Annotated in this window: 12 protein-coding genes; 11 read left to right on the forward strand and 1 reads right to left on the reverse strand. The window is 48.9% G+C overall.

What is annotated here, in order from left to right:
* Window positions 1–41: 41 nt before the first annotated feature.
* Window positions 42–1262 carry an RtcB family protein gene (locus NKT06_RS08420; protein ID WP_253432557.1) on the forward strand — a complete coding sequence of 407 codons (1221 nt, stop codon included), beginning with the start codon at window positions 42–44 and terminating at the stop codon, window positions 1260–1262.
* A 21-nt stretch (window positions 1263–1283) separates the two neighbouring features.
* The gene (locus NKT06_RS08425) at window positions 1284–2462 is read left to right on the forward strand and encodes a DUF4272 domain-containing protein (RefSeq protein ID WP_253432560.1); all 1179 of its coding nucleotides are present in this window, start codon (window positions 1284–1286) and stop codon (window positions 2460–2462) included.
* A gap of 92 nt (window positions 2463–2554) precedes the next feature.
* Here NKT06_RS08425 and NKT06_RS08430 read toward each other — a convergent pair whose 3' ends face one another.
* Window positions 2555–3592: a LacI family DNA-binding transcriptional regulator gene (locus tag NKT06_RS08430; protein WP_483311613.1), complete on the reverse strand. Its 1038-nt coding sequence runs from the start codon at window positions 3590–3592 to the stop codon at window positions 2555–2557.
* Window positions 3593–4120: 528 nt separating this feature from the next.
* Between NKT06_RS08430 and NKT06_RS08435 the strand changes: the two genes are divergently transcribed.
* From NKT06_RS08435 to NKT06_RS08475, 9 genes are all read left to right on the forward strand, one after another.
* Window positions 4121–5503: an ABC transporter substrate-binding protein gene (locus NKT06_RS08435; RefSeq protein WP_253432566.1), complete on the forward strand. Its 1383-nt coding sequence runs from the start codon at window positions 4121–4123 to the stop codon at window positions 5501–5503.
* Between the two features lie 125 nt (window positions 5504–5628).
* Window positions 5629–8556, forward strand: coding sequence for an extracellular solute-binding protein (locus NKT06_RS08440; protein ID WP_253432569.1), 2928 nt, complete (start codon window positions 5629–5631; stop codon window positions 8554–8556).
* Window positions 8557–8631: 75 nt separating this feature from the next.
* Window positions 8632–9543 carry a carbohydrate ABC transporter permease gene (locus NKT06_RS08445; protein ID WP_047842211.1) on the forward strand — a complete coding sequence of 304 codons (912 nt, stop codon included), beginning with the start codon at window positions 8632–8634 and terminating at the stop codon, window positions 9541–9543.
* Window positions 9544–9545: 2 nt separating this feature from the next.
* The gene (locus NKT06_RS08450; RefSeq protein ID WP_017689719.1) at window positions 9546–10409 is read left to right on the forward strand and encodes a carbohydrate ABC transporter permease; all 864 of its coding nucleotides are present in this window, start codon (window positions 9546–9548) and stop codon (window positions 10407–10409) included.
* Between the two features lie 11 nt (window positions 10410–10420).
* Entirely contained in the window at window positions 10421–11887 is a 1467-nt protein-coding gene (locus NKT06_RS08455; protein WP_253432573.1) for an NHL repeat-containing protein, read from the forward strand.
* Window positions 11868–12488: a YIP1 family protein gene (locus NKT06_RS08460; protein WP_253432576.1), complete on the forward strand. Its 621-nt coding sequence runs from the start codon at window positions 11868–11870 to the stop codon at window positions 12486–12488. The genes NKT06_RS08455 and NKT06_RS08460 overlap by 20 nt, the downstream gene beginning before the upstream one ends.
* A gap of 14 nt (window positions 12489–12502) precedes the next feature.
* Window positions 12503–15088 carry a DUF5696 domain-containing protein gene (locus NKT06_RS08465; protein ID WP_253432579.1) on the forward strand — a complete coding sequence of 862 codons (2586 nt, stop codon included), beginning with the start codon at window positions 12503–12505 and terminating at the stop codon, window positions 15086–15088.
* The gene (locus NKT06_RS08470) at window positions 15085–15984 is read left to right on the forward strand and encodes a carbohydrate ABC transporter permease (RefSeq protein ID WP_253432582.1); all 900 of its coding nucleotides are present in this window, start codon (window positions 15085–15087) and stop codon (window positions 15982–15984) included. Before NKT06_RS08465 ends, NKT06_RS08470 begins: the two co-directional genes overlap by 4 nt.
* Before the next feature lie 28 nt (window positions 15985–16012).
* On the forward strand, window positions 16013–17023 hold the full coding sequence (locus NKT06_RS08475) for a carbohydrate ABC transporter permease (protein WP_190945116.1): 1011 nt from the start codon (window positions 16013–16015) through the stop codon (window positions 17021–17023).
* Window positions 17024–17032: the final 9 nt, after the last annotated feature.

The raw sequence follows: 17032 nt of genomic DNA on the forward strand, positions 1-17032 counted from the left end.
GAGGAAATATTCAAAATAATACATAGGAGGTTAACACAATCATGCGTATCGTAGATAACATTAAAGTCTGGGGGGAGCCGCTGGAGAACGCCGTAAGTCAGGCGGTGACTTGTTCGCAATATGGAGATGTCTTGGGTGTGGCTCTGATGGCCGACCACCACAAAGGTTACTCGCAACCCATCGGTGGTGTTGTTGCTTATCGGAATATGATCAGTCCGTCAGGTGTCGGATATGATATTGCCTGTGGCAACAAGGCTGTGCGCACCAATCTGATGTGGGATGATATTCGGGATCAGATTGTGACGATTATGGATGACATCAATTCGACCATATCTTTCGGCGTGGGTCGTAACAACCTAACACCCGTGGATCATGAACTGTTCGACGACGGGAGCTGGAAGATGTTCGATACCATTGAACCAGGATTACAACATAAGCTAAAGACACTCGCACGCAATCAACTCGGGACCGTAGGCAGTGGCAATCATTTTGTGGATATTTTTGTAGAAGAGGCAACGGGAAAGGTGTGGATCGCGAATCATTTTGGCAGCCGCGGGTTCGGTCACAAAGTGGCGAGTGGGTTCCTTAACCTTGCCGCAGGGCGTCAGTTCAGTGGCAAAGCTCCGGGCGAATCCATGGATCAACCGCCTACGTTGTTTGACCTGAACAGCGAAATGGGTGATATGTATTGGGATGGAATGACTTTGGCGGGCAGATACGCCTATGCAGGACGTGATTATGTTATTGAACAGGTACTGGGAATTCTCGGGGCAAGTGCTGAATACGCCGTACATAACCATCACAACTTTGCCTGGAAGGAACAACACATGGGTGAAGAGGTAGTGGTGGTCCGCAAAGGTGCAACGCCGCTGGCACCCGGGCAACTCGGTTTTGTTGGAGGCAGTATGGGCGATATCTCGGTAATTGTGGAGGGAATCCATAGCGAGGAGAATACCGAGTCATTCCGCAGCACCGTACATGGGGCAGGGCGCACGATGAGCCGAACCCAGGCGGCTGGCAAAATGAATTACAAGCTGCGCACACGTATGGGCGGTGAGATTAGCGAAGCACAGATGCAAGAGGCGATTCGTGCCTATGGTGTTGAGCTGCGGGGAGCGGGCACAGACGAAAGTCCGTTTGTGTATAAGAAACTGCAAGACGTGCTGAACGCACATGCGAATACGCTGAAAATCAACCATGTGCTGCGTCCCGTTGGTGTTGCCATGGCCGGAGGTAACGAATTCGATCCGTATAAGGATTAGTCAGAAAAGAGGGTGAACTTCATGAGAAATTGTGCGATATACAGCTCTCAGTTTGACCTGGATCAGCTGTTTGAAGTGATTCAATCCATTTATCCTGAGGGTACGATTAAACGCCGGGAAGACAAGACTCATATTCAAGTGACTCAGAAAAAATGGCTAAGTAAAAAAAACAAAGGTTTTAATATCATGACCAGCCAGACACATCCTGAGGAATTTACGACCATGATTCAGGGGATGCTTGGATTTTTGAGTCAGATTGAGGGGCGCAATGCTTCGCTTCAGGAAAAGGTATTGATCAAATGTTCTACACTGAACATGGTGGTTGGTATTGAGACGGAAGAGGATATCTCGGAAGAATTCTTCGGCGAATTGTTGCGCTTGGCAGATGCTCTGGATGCCGTCATTTTCTGGGGAGGTGGATCTCTGCTGAATGCACAAGGCCAGTTATTGCTGGATGTGAATGGAGAATCTGAGGTAGAGGATTACACGGTGACAGCGCACACCAGTTTCCTGGACGATGCTGGAACCCAGTCAGAGTCTGCAATTCAACGTAAAGCCCGTTCAGAGCAACGGTTGACGGAACAAGGCATTCCGTATAATGCGAACTTGCCTGCAAGGGCCGGAGAAGAGCACACCACAATTCGGAGTAAAGAAGAAGTCGCGCGCCGTGCGGTGGCCCTGTGTCTCGCCGCGCTTAAGGGTGAGTGTCTGGGAGCGGGCGAAAGTGCGGATGATACCGCAGCACTGGTTCAGGAAGTGATCGACAAGTATGATGCTGAATCCTTCTTCTCACCCGTAGAGAAGAGGTTTATCGACCAGCACGGAGCAGAGCAGCAGGAGATCATCTCCTTCTCTTGGGGATATGAAGCGTACCACGTGATGTTGTGGGCGCTTGGTTATGTGAAGGAACTGGGTGCACCAACGGAGTTGTGTAACGTAGGGAAGGATGTCGGTTATTTGCAACAGAAGGACAGCTTTGCCGACTTTCTCTCCGATGCATCTCTGCGTAATAAGAGCGAGATTCTGGATGAAGCAGATCTGATCTACCGCTACAACTGGGTATGCGTGGATAGTCGTGTGAATGACAAAACACCTCCCGTAGGACTGAATGGTGGAGTGGCTTATGAACGTCACCGTGCATTGAACTGGCTGATCTGTTATCTGGATCAGGCGTGGGATGATGTGCGTACAGATACGTAGGATGGAATGATCGAGTGTTGTATCCTAAACGAAACACAAATACCCTCAGACCCGTCATCTCATCGATGGGTTTGAGGGTATTTCGTCTGCTTTTATCCACTATGCCTGCCAAACTGTTCACGAATAATGACGTCAGCAAGAATTAATTTTTTCTCGACGTTGCTTTCTGGATTCGCAATGCGCCATAACATCTGATCCACTGCACGCGCACCGAGCAATTCCTTGTTCACATTGACAGTAGCCAGTAATGGGATATTGTCATATAGATTATCAAATCCCGTGACAACACACTGATCGGGTACACGAATCCCCATACTCTCAAGGGCTTCTATGGTGTATAGCCCATAGAAATCATTCGCACATACAAACACTTCAGGCAGGTTATCCTCACTGATCACCGAAGTGAACGTCTGGCGGAACTCATCCAATGCCTGATTACTCAGTTCGGGGATCTGATCTATTTCCATCCCATGGCCCATAAGTACAGAAGTGTATGCAATCCAGCGTTCATAGAAACTGTGAGCATCCCCGATATTGCCAACGAACTGAAATGTTTTGAAGCCTTTGCGGAGCAAATAGAGCATGATCTCTCGCATGGATGCAAAGTTATCGGTAAATATGCTATCACTGTGGAAAACAGGGTCCAGATGATCTACCATGACAACGGGAATACTGAGCCGCTTGATTTCAAGCAGAATCGGAGTCGAGATCGAGCCCACGGTAATGATTCCACGAATGGCATCCGGGTTGAGCAGGGTGAATAGCTGGTCTGCTGATGGTTCCGTCAAGGTCAGAATATTAATCCCTTTTTGGTTCAGCTTGGAAGAAATCCCGTTAAAGACGGGTCCCCAGTATACGGAGTCTTGATTTTGGTACCGAACATTGGGAAACAAAATCAAGATCGTTCCGCTTGAACGTGTGTTCTTCGTTTCCTGAATTTCATGGCTGTTATACAGTTCACCAGACAACATGCTGTTATCTTTGAAATATCCAAGTTTGCCAGCGGCCTTGAGAATGACATCCCTCGTTTGATCGCTAACTCCTGATTTTCCAGACAAAGCTCTTGACACCGCGAATTTCGACAAACCCGTAAAATGTGCAATCTCCTGAATTGTTACCTTTGTCTTCATCATACCATCCTTACACTCGTAGTTCTGCCGTATTCCTTATTTGGAGCGATATCCAACTGTTCTTAGTATAACATGATGTATTTCTCTTAATCTAATAACGGACAGAGAATTCAAAATGTTAGTGATGCACAGTATTTTAGGATGAACGTTCAACGTGACGGTAAGCATATTTTCAGATAGTATGACGAATTTTGTCTGTTGAATTATTATTTTGTTATTTTATAAAAATAACAAAATAAACAAAGTTATAATCATGTTTTAATAAGTTTGTACTTAGAATTCAGGATGTTGAATAAGCTGTGATACAGATAAATTACAGCTTTATCAGCATTTTATCAGAATAATTAGAAAATGTTAACAACAAAAATGTTGACGCTTACATTTTGCTGTGTTAAATTTTGTTTGTCAAAAACAAACAAGAAAATAACAAATGGTGGTGGTTCTTCATTTTCGATTGGTTGATGAATGGGGTTAACGATTAAGGGTGGACCATGATTGGTATACACATTCGGGGAGGTTGTTAAAATCATGATTAGAAGATGGAATGTTCTACCTCTGATGTTATTGGCCGTGATGCTTTTTGTATCCGCTTGCAGTGGTGGGGGGGCAGCGCAGACGGGGACCGAAGCAGACGGAACAACGAACTCAGGCAACAGCACCGAAATCTCTGAGACAGAGAAAGAGGGCGGAGCGGAGGAAGCTGTGGCGAATGTTCCTGATCTGGGTGGACGTGTCATTAAGGTCGCGGCCTGGTGGGACTTGAAACCGACGGGAGAGACAGCCTCCGATAAGGCCAGACTCGATAAAATTGCAGAGGTCGAGAAGAAATACAACGTAAAACTGGAATTCGTCAACGTGCCTTTCGAAGAATACATGAACAAATTCACCACGTCTGCGCTGGCCGGCGAACCATTCGCTGATATCGTTCAGATGGAATACAAATCCGCACTACCTGCTATCCTCAAAGGGCAATTGTTGCCCCTCTCCGAATTCACTACACCTGAGAACAACATCAACCAAGAGGCTAACCTGATTACTAAATTCCCTGCCATTGCAGGCAACGAATACGCCTTTGAATCGCCAACCAGCATTGGCCTGGGACTTCACTATAACCGTGACTTGTTCAAAAAATTATCTCTGCCTGATCCTCAAGAACTGTATAACCAAGGCAAATGGGATTGGGATAAATTCATGGAACTCGCCAAACAGGCAACCAAAGATACCAATAACGACGGAAAAATTGACGTATACGGATTTTCTGGCTGGGCGCTTGATGTCGTTCGTCATTTTACCGCTGCCAATGGTGGAACGATCGTGGATGATGAACATAGCAAGGAAGGATTGTCCGATCCGAAAACGATTGAAGCTGCCGAATTCGTCAAAAGACTGTACAACGTGGAAAATGTCGTGAAGGTCAAAACGGGCGACAAAACCAATTGGGAGGAAAGCAATACCTTTAAGGATGGAGACGTAGCCCTGTTTACCGCAGCCGAATGGCAGTTGGGCGATCTCACCTTTGCTGTCGGTGTTGTGCCGATTCCGAATGGACCACAGGGTAGCAAAGAGGTAACGTATGCAAACAACGCGGCATCAGCGAAATTCATTCCAAAAGGTGTGGAGGACCCAAAGATCGTCTACCAAATCTATGAAGAGACCTTCGACATCCCGCAGATTGAAGAGTATCCAGGTCAGGACTATCTGGAGAGTCGTTACACCGACGAGAAGGATATTGCCATCATTCGCGAGCACATCGCTGGAACAGGCCGCATCTTGCTGGATGATGCCTACACGGGATACCCTTTCGGGGATTATGTGAACGATATCATCAAAAACAATGCTTCCGTGACGGCAACAGCGGAGAAATATAAAGCACAGGCACAAGCTGCCATTGATAAACTCGGTAAACAATAATCACACTTATCACCAGCAAACGATTCAGGCAGGGGCTCGTGTCGGCAACGTTGCACGGAGCCCCTTTTTCCTGAACCACCAAATCGGCATTGCTGGCATCAGCCTTGATGAGGAGGACTCGTAGGATGGCTGGAATTCTACAACGCAAGACATGGGTATTGTCCACAGTGATCATCGTGGCAGCAGCCTGCATCATTCTATATGTAACTTCCGGCGCTGATGAGAAGAGTGCAGACATTCCACCTGGCAGTCTGCCTGCCATTGAAGTGGATGCAATCTTGCAGCAGACTCGGCAGAAAAAGGGATACGAACAGTATCGATCCGGAACGGATCAGGCTACACAGCCGAATGTGGACATCACCATTGAAGCAGGAGATTACATAAAAGCCGAAGGTGAAGACGTCCGCAAACTGACCAATTATGAGGGAATGGATGGTGTATCTCTCCATACCGGAGAGACCGGACAAGTCGATTGGACCATTAATGTGCCGGAGACCGGGCTGTATAACCTGTCCGCCATCTATTATCCCGTTGAAGGCAAGAGCTCAGCCATTGAGCGTGCGTTGTACATTGACGATGAACTTCCTTTTGCGGAAGCCGCCTATTTGCAGTTTGACCGGGTGTGGGCCAATGAGAAAGATGTTGTTGAGCAGGATAATCAAGGCAATGACCTTCGTCCGAGACAAGTGGAGCAACCACGCTGGATGGAAGAGACGTTTCAGGACTCCGACGGGTACGAACAGGCTCCATTCAAGTTTTATTTGGAAAAAGGGAAACACACCCTAACGCTAAAATCCTCGCGTGAACCCATGGTGATCCGATCCATTCATCTTTTCAATGAGAAGACAGCCGTTCCTTACGCAGAGACTGCGGGTGCACAACAATCGAATTCCTCTGGGCAACCGAAGGATGTACTTATTCGCATTGAAGGAGAAGCTGCTGTTGCCAAATCTTCACCTACGTTATACCCGACGAGCGAAAGATCAAGTTCTGCTGTATCTCCATATAGCGCTTCCCAGGTACGCATCAATACGATTGGCGGATTTAACTGGCGTTTGCCAGGACAATGGATTGAATGGGAAGTGGATGTGCCGGAGAGTGGACTGTATCATATCGGTTTTACCGCACAGCAGAATTTTGTCAAAGGCATCTATTCTACACGCAAACTGACCATTGACGGTGAAGTTCCGTTTGCAGAGATGGCCAAAGCACCTTTTCGTTATCAAAGTGACTATCGCATTGACGTCATGGGCGGCAAGGAAGCATACAAGTTTCACTTGGAAAAAGGAAAACATGTGCTGCGGCTGGAGAACAGCCTAGGTGATTTTGCGCCCCTCATCCGAAATGTGGAGGACAGTCTGTACAACTTGAACTCCATGTACCGACGCATTCTGATGATTACAGGTACGAAGCCTGATGAATTCCGGGATTACCGGGTGGAAAAACAGATCCCGAACCTGCTGGAAGTGTTCAGCGGAGAAAGTAAAAGACTCAAAGGCGTGGCCGCACAGCTTCGTCTCCTGTCAGGACAGTCCAGCGATCAGGAAGCGCTGATCAAGACGATGGCGCTGCAACTGGACGAGATGATTGACAAACCAGATACCATTCCAAGACGGCTTGCGGCTTATAAAACCAATACAGGCGGTCTTGGCACATGGGTGCAGCAGGCACGAGAACAGCCCCTGGAGATCGACGCACTGTACGTCACTTCGATCGACCGCGATATTCCCGGCACAGGCATGGGGCCACTTGCCAAGCTCGGTCATGAAGCGAAGATATTCTATCATTCGTTCTTCATTGATTACAACCAGATCGGCAATGTAGCCACATCGGAAGATCAGCGCACCGTAACCGTCTGGATTGGCAGCGGGCGGGACCAGGCGAATACGATGAAGGCGATGATTGACAAGACCTTCACACCAGACAGTGGCATTAACGTGAACCTGAAGCTGGTCAACATGGGAACCTTGCTGCCAGCAACCTTGTCCGGTGAAGGACCCGATATTGCCATGCAGATCGGTAATGATCTGCCTGTGAATTTTGCGATGCGGAACTCGGCTGTAGATCTGACGCAATTCAGTGACTATCGCACCGTAGAACAGGAGTTCAGGGAAAGTGCAATCGTGCCGTATGCCTATGATTCAGGCGTATATGCCCTGCCGGAAACACAGACCTTTAACATGTTGTTTTACCGTAAAGACGTGCTGGAAGAACTCGGGCTTGAAGTGCCTCAGAACTGGCAGGATGTCGAGGCTCTACTCGCGATTCTGAGCAAAAATCACATGGAATTTGGCATGCCGATTGTGACTCAGGCGAATATGCAGGGTGTCAATATTCCGCCGAACTCACAGTATGCCACGATGCTGCTCCAGAACGGAGGCGCTTTCTATCGGAACGATGACAAGGAGTCGGATCTGGATTCCCGGATCGGGATCGAGACGTTCAAGCAGTGGACCGAATTCTATACCGATTACAAGCTGGAGCGGGAATATGATTTTGCCAATCGTTTCCGGACAGGACAGATGCCTATTGGACTAACGGATTACACCATGTACAACCAGTTGTCCGTATTTGCACCGGAGATTCGAGGATTATGGGGATTCGTTCCTGTACCGGGAACCGTTCAAGCGGATGGAACCTTGAATCGGGACGTACCCGGTGGAGGCAGCGCAGTCATGATGCTGGAGGGTGCCAAGGATCAGGATGCGGCGTGGGCGTTCATGAAGTGGTGGACCAGTACACCGATCCAGGCTGAATTCGGACGGGAGATGGAAGGACTGATGGGTGCGGCTGCCCGTTATCCAACGGCCAACATCAAGGCACTGGATTCCCTGCCGTGGCCTGCGGAGGATTACGCCAATCTGAAGGCACAATTCGAAACCGTGAAGGGCATTCCCGAAGTACCTGGTGGTTATTTTACAGGCCGCCATCTGTTCAATGCATTTTACAAAACCGTTGTTGGCCAAGTGGAAGCCAGGGAATCCATCATGGATTATACCCAATATATTCAGGACGAGATTCGAGTGAAGCGTAATGAATTTGGTCTTCCGTAAGCAGAGGGAGGGTTAATCGTGCCACAAATATCACTCCGAGACCGACAAAACAGTCCTCCTGAGAAAGCGTCAAGGATGGGCATGAAATCGTGGTGGAGCTGGAAGCTCCAGGAAATGAAGGCCAGCAAACATTCCTATGTTCTGCTTGCACCGTATATGCTCCTGTTCCTCATGTTTACCGTGATTCCGGTTGTCATCTCGATCATACTCAGCTTCACCTACTTTAATATGTTGGAATTTCCACGTTTCATTGGCTGGCAGAACTATACTCGCCTGTTTCTGGAGGATGATGTATTCCTGATTGCGATCAAGAATACGCTGCTGTTTGCCATTATTACCGGACCGATCAGTTACATTGCTTGCTTCGTCTTCGCGTGGATCATTAATGAGTTAACACCGAAATGGAGAGCTTTCATGACGCTGATCTTCTACGCGCCCTCCATCTCGGGCAATGTGTATTTTATCTGGCTGATGATCTTCTCGGGAGATCGTTATGGTATTGCCAATGGGCTTTTGATCAAATGGGGTTTTCTGCTGGAGCCAATCCAGTGGCTAAAGACGGAAGCCTACATTATGCCGATCCTCATTCTCGTGCAGTTATGGCTGAGTCTCGGAACCGGATTTCTGGCGTTTATCGCCGGTTTGCAGACGGTGGACCGGACGTTATATGAAGCAGGAGCAGTGGATGGGATCAAAAATCGCTGGCAGGAGCTATGGTACATTACCCTGCCTTCGATGCGCCCGCAGCTCATGTTCGGCGCAGTCATTCAGCTTACAACCTCGTTTGCCGTGGCCGATGTGTCGATTGCGCTGGCCGGGTTCCCAAGCGTGAATTATGCAGCAGAGACCGTGGTGACCCATTTGATCGACTTTGGTACAACACGGTTTGAGATGGGTTACGCATCAGCGATTGCCACCGTATTGTTCATGATTATGGTGGGTACCAACTTGCTGGTACAGAAACTGCTTCGAAGGGTGGGAGAATAGCTATGGCTGCAATTGCGACAGGCAAAAAGCGGGTAAATCGCTCGCTATCGGGAAGTCTCTCCCTGTTTGCCCTTCTGCTCGTATTTGGTGCCTTCATGGTGCTGCCGCTGATCTATGCAATCAACAATGCATTCAAACCATTGGATGAGATTTTTACCTTTCCACCAACGCTGTTTGTCAAAAATCCGACGTTCAGCAACTTTACGGATCTGCTGAATCTGCTGAGTGACTCGTGGGTGCCGTTCTCACGTTATATATTCAACACGGTGTTTATAACAGGCATCGGTATCGTAGGCCATGTGCTGCTAGCTTCCGCGGCGGCCTACCCGCTTGCCAAGCACAAGTTTCCAGGCAAAGTATTCATGTTCCAAGTGGTCGTACTGTCACTGATGTTCACACCTGCGGTGACGGCAATTCCGAACTATATGATCATGTCATGGCTCGGATGGATTGACACTTACTGGGCAGTCATTATTCCGGCATTTGCCTATTCACTCGGGTTGTATCTGATGAAACAATTCATGGAGCAGATCCCGGATGCACTGCTGGAAGCAGCCAAGATTGACGGTGCGAGTGAATACCGGATCTTTTGGTCTATCGTTATGCCCAATGTGAAGCCAGCCTGGCTTACGTTGATCATCCTGTTGTTCCAGATGTTATGGGGCAGTGATGGCAATGGATACATTTATAGTGAGCAGCTCAAGACCTTGCATTATGCAGCGGGCCAGATTATTCAGGGCGGAATTTCCCGGGCAGGAGCGGGTGCTGCGGTAGCACTGATTTTGATGAGTGTGCCGATCACGCTATTTATTTTCTCTCAGAGCCGGATCATTGAGACGATGGCGAGCTCGGGCATGAAGGATTAAGGGGGAACGATATGGCACGCACAGTGAAAAGATGGCTTGTTCTCCTGGCGGCAGTATCTCTGCTGCTGGTGAATGCCGTGCCTGCGGCGGCCTCCCCGGCGCCGTATGAGAGTTATAACTACAACTACTGGAAAGAGGCTGTTCCTTCACCAGATGCCTATCTGCCCGAGCGCACCATTTCAGGCCGTGACCTCGGCATTAGTGAGTTCAAAGACCCCGGTGATGTGAACGTTTCTCCGTCCGGGTTGATCTACATTTTGGATAGCGGTAACAGCCGAGTTGTCGTATTGGACCCAGGCTTTAAGCTGCTGCGCGTCATCGATGGATTCATGATGGAGGGTAGCAAAGAGAGCTTTAACCTTCCAGGTGGATTGTTTGTAGATGAAGAAGAACGCATATATGTCGCCGATACGGGAAACAGTCGAGTGGTTGTTTTGGATGGAGAAGGGATGCTGCTTCATACCATAACCAAGCCGGAGTCGGATATCCTGTCGACCCAATTCCAGTTCCAGCCCTTGAAACTGACGGTTGATCATGTAGGTCGCGTATATGTTGTGGCACAAGGTGTCTACGAAGGCATTATGCAGTTTGATGAGAGTGGGACATTTATCGGATACGTCGGTACCAACAAAGTGGAGCGGGACTACGGCGAATACATCTGGCGCATGTTATCCACCAAAGCCCAGCGTGCACAGATGGTCCTGTTTGTTCCAACGGAGTTCTCCAATGCGGATATTGACCCCAAAGGATTCGTGTATGCGACGAATATTGATCCAGGTTCGAATGAACCGATCAAACGTCTCAACCCGTCTGGTGAAGATGTACTGAAGCGGTTTGGTTACTACGACGTCAAAGGCGATATCCGGTTCCGCAACAATCCGGGTCCATCCAAACTGATTGATGTGAAAGTGCTGGGCGACGGCATGTACAGTGTACTGGATGCGACACAGAACCGGGTGTTCACGTACGACGATGAAGGTCATCTGCTCTACATATACGGTGGCAAAGGCAATCAGGTGGGCACGCTCAAAACACCTGTCGCGATTGAACAATCGGGTGAGCATCACTTGGTTCTGGACCGGGGCAAGAACAATCTTGTTGTCTATGAGCCAACCCGTTTTGGTTCCCGTGTGAATGAAGCGGTGGCACTCCACTATCGGGGCGAGGACACGGAGGCCGTAAATATATGGAGAGAAGTGCTTAAGCTGAATGCCAACTATGACATCGCCTATATCGGTATCGGCAAGTCCTTATTAATGGAGAAGAAAAACGAGGAAGCGCTGGATTACTTCGAACTTGGGATGGATCGCAAGAGTTATTCTGTGGCATTCAAGAGGCATCGGCGAGAGATGATGAAGGAACATTTTGGTACATTCCTGACCGTTGCAATCGCGCTGATTGTCATTCTGTTCCTGACCCGGGTAGCGGTTAAATGGAGACAGAGGAGGCAGGTTGATCGTGAAGCAGGATTTCATTAAGTTTCCGCTGCATCTCATTTTTCACCCCATTGCTGCATTTTGGGATCTCAAGTCGGATAACCGGGGACGACTGCTTGTTGCTTTTGCAGCACTCGCGCTTACCATTGTCATGATGATTTTGCAAAAGCAGTACGCAGGATTTCTCGTCAATTACATCGACCCTCGCACGATTAACAGCATCATTGAGATCGCCACAGTTGCGGTGCCTTTCTTTCTATGGTGTACGGCCAATTGGGCAGTAACAACCTTGATGGAAGGGGAAGGCAAGTTCAGGGAAATCGTTCTGGCAACAGGTTACTCGCTCATTCCGGTTATTCTGATCTATGCCCCAATGATCGTGATTAGCCGCTTTATGGTGCAGGAGGAGACTGCTTTTTATTATCTGTTCAATAGCATCGCTTTTTTCTGGTTTGTACTGCTTCTGTTCATTGGCACGATGACGGTACACCAGTACACGGTATTTAAAACAATCGTTACGATGGTGCTGACACTCATTGTGATGGGCATTATCGTATTCCTTGGCGCACTGGTCTTCAGCATGCTGCAACAGTTGTACGAATTCGGTTATAACATTTACCGCGAGTTGATTTTTCGGACCTAAAGGAGGCGGCATCCGTGAACAAAAGGCAACGACTATATACGGTGCTGGCTGGTGGTACAGCTGTGATCATGATTGCAGCCGGGCTGCTGTATATAAACAACAGGGGGATTCCTGCCGTAAAAGCCGCGGCTTATCTGGATACGACAACCCAAGCCATGCCCGTCACGGAGGTCCCGCTGCAGTTCCTTAGCGACTCTTCGCAGGGTGTGCCTGGTATGCAGCTGGTCGCCGAAGATCAGGGATTGGCCCTGTACTATAACGAGGAAACAACGGAAATTGCAGTACGGGACGGGAAGAGTGGAGAGGTCTGGTATAGCAACCCGAAAGAACGGGCTGAGGACAGTCTCGCTTCCGCATATGAAAAAGAAGTGCTGTCCTCCCAGTTGAACGTGTCTTTCCGGGATTCGATGGGCACACTGGAGAACTTTCCAAATTTCAGTTCGAGTATAAGCAACAAACAATTCACAGTGGGTCAGATCGATCAGGGGATTCGGGTGAACTATACACTTGGTGATACGTCGCTTGGCATTGATGCACTGCCGAAGTTGATTAGCAAGCAGCGACTCGAGGAGAAGGTGCTTTCCAAGCTGGACGCTACTGTCGCAAGATACACGTCTGCACGTTATTATCCAACCAAGAACAATCCGGATATTCTGGAACGGCTGGATGGACAGATTTCGAAGCAGCTAGTACTGAACAAGATGTTGGGTGCCTTTGAGACGGCGGGTTATACCGCGGACGATTTGGCTTTTGACAATCAGGAGAACGGGGTTGAAGGTGGGGGCGTATCCGATAAGCCCAGCTTTGTCATTTCAGTGGAATACCGACTGGAGCAGGGAGCACTTGTTGTGACCGTGCCTCTGAGCCAGATAGAGGAAAGTGGGCAATACCGCATTCGGAATATTGATTTGCTCGCTTATTTTGGTGCTGCGGATACGAAGGGTGAGGGCTATATGCTCGTGCCTGATGGTTCCGGCAGCCTGATCCATCTGAACAACGGGAAAACCCAGGAAGAGCAGTATGTACAGCGCGTATACGGCACAGACCCAAATGATAATTCGCTCAGTCGTCCTCAGGTTAGTGAATCCGCGCATATGCCTGTGTTTGGTCTGAAAAACGGAGAGAATGCCTGGTTTGCAGTCATTGAAAAAGGGGACGGCATTGCCAGTATCTCCGCGGATATTGGAGGCAGGCAGAACAGTTACAATCACGTGCATGCGACCTTCTCCCTGCGGGGTGAAGATGAACTGGAGATGTACACCTCGCAGAAAATGCAGGAGATCCAGCTGCTTAGCGATGAGCCTTTCCGTGGAGATATTCAGGTTCGCTATCATTTCCTTCATGGAGAAGATGCCAGTTACTCGGGTATGGCCCGCCTATATCAGCAGCAGTTGATAGAGCAGGATATATTGAAGCCGCTCGCAGAACAGACGGAGCTGCCGTTCTATGTGGATGTGCTTGGTGCAGTGGACAAAAAGGCTTCGTTCCTGAGTGTGCCCTATCGGACCACTTTAGCCATGACGACGTACGAACAGGCCACCGAAATGGCAGCGAAGTTACAGCAGAATGGTGTGAACCGCGTACAAATGCGTTATCAGGGATGGTTCGGCGGTGGCATCAGTCATCATACGCCAACCAAGGTGAAGTTGGACAGTGAAGTAGGCAGTCATTCCGAACTTCAGGCGTTGTCCGCCAAGCTGGAGCAGTCGGGTGGAGCTTTGTTCCCGGATGTGGCTTTCCAGCATATTTATCACGATGATATGCGTTTTGCTCCTTCCTCGGATGCGGCGCGGTTTGTCACAAAGGAGACAGCAGAACTGTATCCATACAATCCTGCGCTTAATCGCATGGATCAGAGTAGGGACAGCTATTATCTGCTCTCAGCGGCCAAGCTTCCTTATGTAGTGAGTGAGTTTGCTGACCAATACAATCAACTGGACCTCGGCGGATTATCCCTTCGTGATCTCGGGCAGGTCCTGACTTCCGATTACCGGGATAGTCGGGTGATTCATCGGGAGACGGCGAAAAACATTGTGAAGGAGCAACTTGGCAAGTTGGAACAGTCCTATCCGAACCTGATGATATCTGCTGCAAATAGCTACGCTTGGGGTAGTGCACAACATGTTGTGAATGTACCCGCAGGGTCGAGTCGGTTCAATATTACCGATGAAGAGGTTCCTTTTTATGCGATGGTCATTCATGGATACATGAACTATGCGGCATCTCCGATGAACACATCGGGAGATCAGGATCTGCGCAAACAGTTGCTGCGCAGCCTGGAGCTTGGGGCAGCTCCGTATTTTCAATGGACCTATGAACCATCTTCCCGGCTGAAGCTGACGAATTATGATTCGGCTTACGCAACGGAGTATGCATATTGGGTGGATGACGCCGTTGCCTTGTATAAGCAGGCTAATGAAGTGTTGGGAGATCTGGCGAATGAGCAGATTCTCAAGCATGAACGCATTCAGGATGGTGTGGTCCGGATCATCTATACTGGCGGTACATCCATCCTTGTGAATTACAATGCGGATGCTGTAACCGTGGATGGAACAACGGTTGGCGGGACGGATTATGTGGTGGGAGGAGTGAACCGATGAGAACCATTCGATTATCGCTGAAGTCACGGAGAGCGCTGCTTGGACTTGCATTTATTTCGCCGTGGCTGGTCGGCTTCATCTTCCTCTTTGCCACGCCGCTCCTGCAATCGATTCGGTTCAGTTTGAGTAATCTGTCCGTTGCTCCGGGCGGGTACGTTCTGGACTTCGTTGGATTTAAAAACTTCAAGGATGCGCTTCTGGTTGATGCGACGTTCAACCGGATTCTGGTCGACTCCGTTGGAGCGATGTTGCTGAATGTGCCGATGATTTTGTTCTTCAGTCTGTTCACGGCGACACTGCTTAACCAGAAGTTCAGAGGTAGAACGATGGCACGTGCAATCTTCTTTTTACCGGTTATTCTGGCTTCCAGTGCAGTTGCAGCAGCTGAGTCTGCGGGATTAATCAATCTGATGGGAGATGCAAGTGCTGTCGATGCGGCCGCTGATGGCGGTGCCTCGTTCAATGTGGTATCCATTGTGCGGATGCTGGCGGATGTGGGATTGCCAATGGCCTATGTGGATTATATCGTTGAAGCCATCATGCGGATCTATGAGATTATTAGCAGTTCGGGTGTGCAGATTTTGATTTTCCTTGCCGCGCTGCAATCGGTACCGGGATCAATGTATGAGGTTGCGAAGATCGAAGGGGCGACAGCCTACGAATCGTTCTGGAAAATTACCTTTCCCATGGTCAGTCCATTGATTCTGACAAATGTCATCTATACCATCATTGATTCCTTTGCCGGAAGTCCGGTCACACAGGCTATCTATCAGACCGCATTCAAAACCCAGAACTTTGGCTTAAGCTCGGCGATGTCCTGGCTATATACGCTGGTGATTGGCCTTGTACTGATCGTAGTGGGCTGGGTCTTGTCACGGCGGGTTCACTACAACTGACGGTTAACATTAAGGGAGGCTTCAGATTATGGCTGCATCAGGGACAGATCGCATGGTGGTAGTTCCGAAGCAGAATTATCACATGCATCGGGTGCGAAACAAAACATCGGACCTTCTCTATTCCATATTCAGATATGCACTGGTCATCGGTATTTCATTTATTATTTTGTACCCGTTATTTCTCAAAGTGTCAGTGGCGTTCAAGGATAAACAGGATATCTACAATCCAACGATTTATATGATTCCTCAGCATTTTACGCTGGATAATATCCGGCTAGCGGCACAAGTGATGGATTACCTGCCTCTGCTGGCGAACACGTTATTGTTCGTTACCATCACAACGCTTCTGACAGCGATATCCTGTGCACTTGCCGGGTATGGCTTCGCCCGGTTTTCGTTTCCGGGTAGTAATGTGCTCTTTGTGCTGGTGATTCTTACGATTCTGGTGCCGACAAGTACGCTCATGGTGCCGATGTATTTGCATTTCCGCAGTTTTGACTTTATGGGCATCATCCAGTTGTTCACCGGAAAGAATGGCATCAATCTGCTGAATACGTATTGGCCTTCCATGATTACGGCGGCTACGGCAGGAGGGCTGAAAGCGGGGCTGTTCATCTATATTTTCCGTCAGTTTTTCAAGGGAATGCCAAAGGAAATTGAGGAGGCCGCCCTGATTGATGGCGCTGGTGGATTCAAAACGTTTGCCCGAATCATGCTGCCCAATGCAATCTCGCCACTGATCACGGTCATTCTGTTTTCGTTTGTCTGGCAGTACAATGATACCTTCTATTCGGCATTATTCATGAGTGAAAGTCCACTGATCTCACTGAAGGTGGCTTCCTTGCCTGCTCAGGCGAACCAGTTGATCCCGCAGCTGATGGGATTTGGCTCGAACTCCGGCATCAAGGCCGATCCGAACTATGTGGCGATGATCGTGGATACAGGCATTTTGCTCGCGATTGCACCGCTGATTATTTTGTACTTGTTCGTGCAGCGTTATTTTGTGGAGAGCATTGAACGCTCCGGGGTTGTGGGTTAATTGGACTGT

Origin of the sequence: Paenibacillus sp. 1781tsa1 (assembly GCF_024159265.1) — a bacterium.
GTDB lineage: Bacteria > Bacillota > Bacilli > Paenibacillales > Paenibacillaceae > Paenibacillus.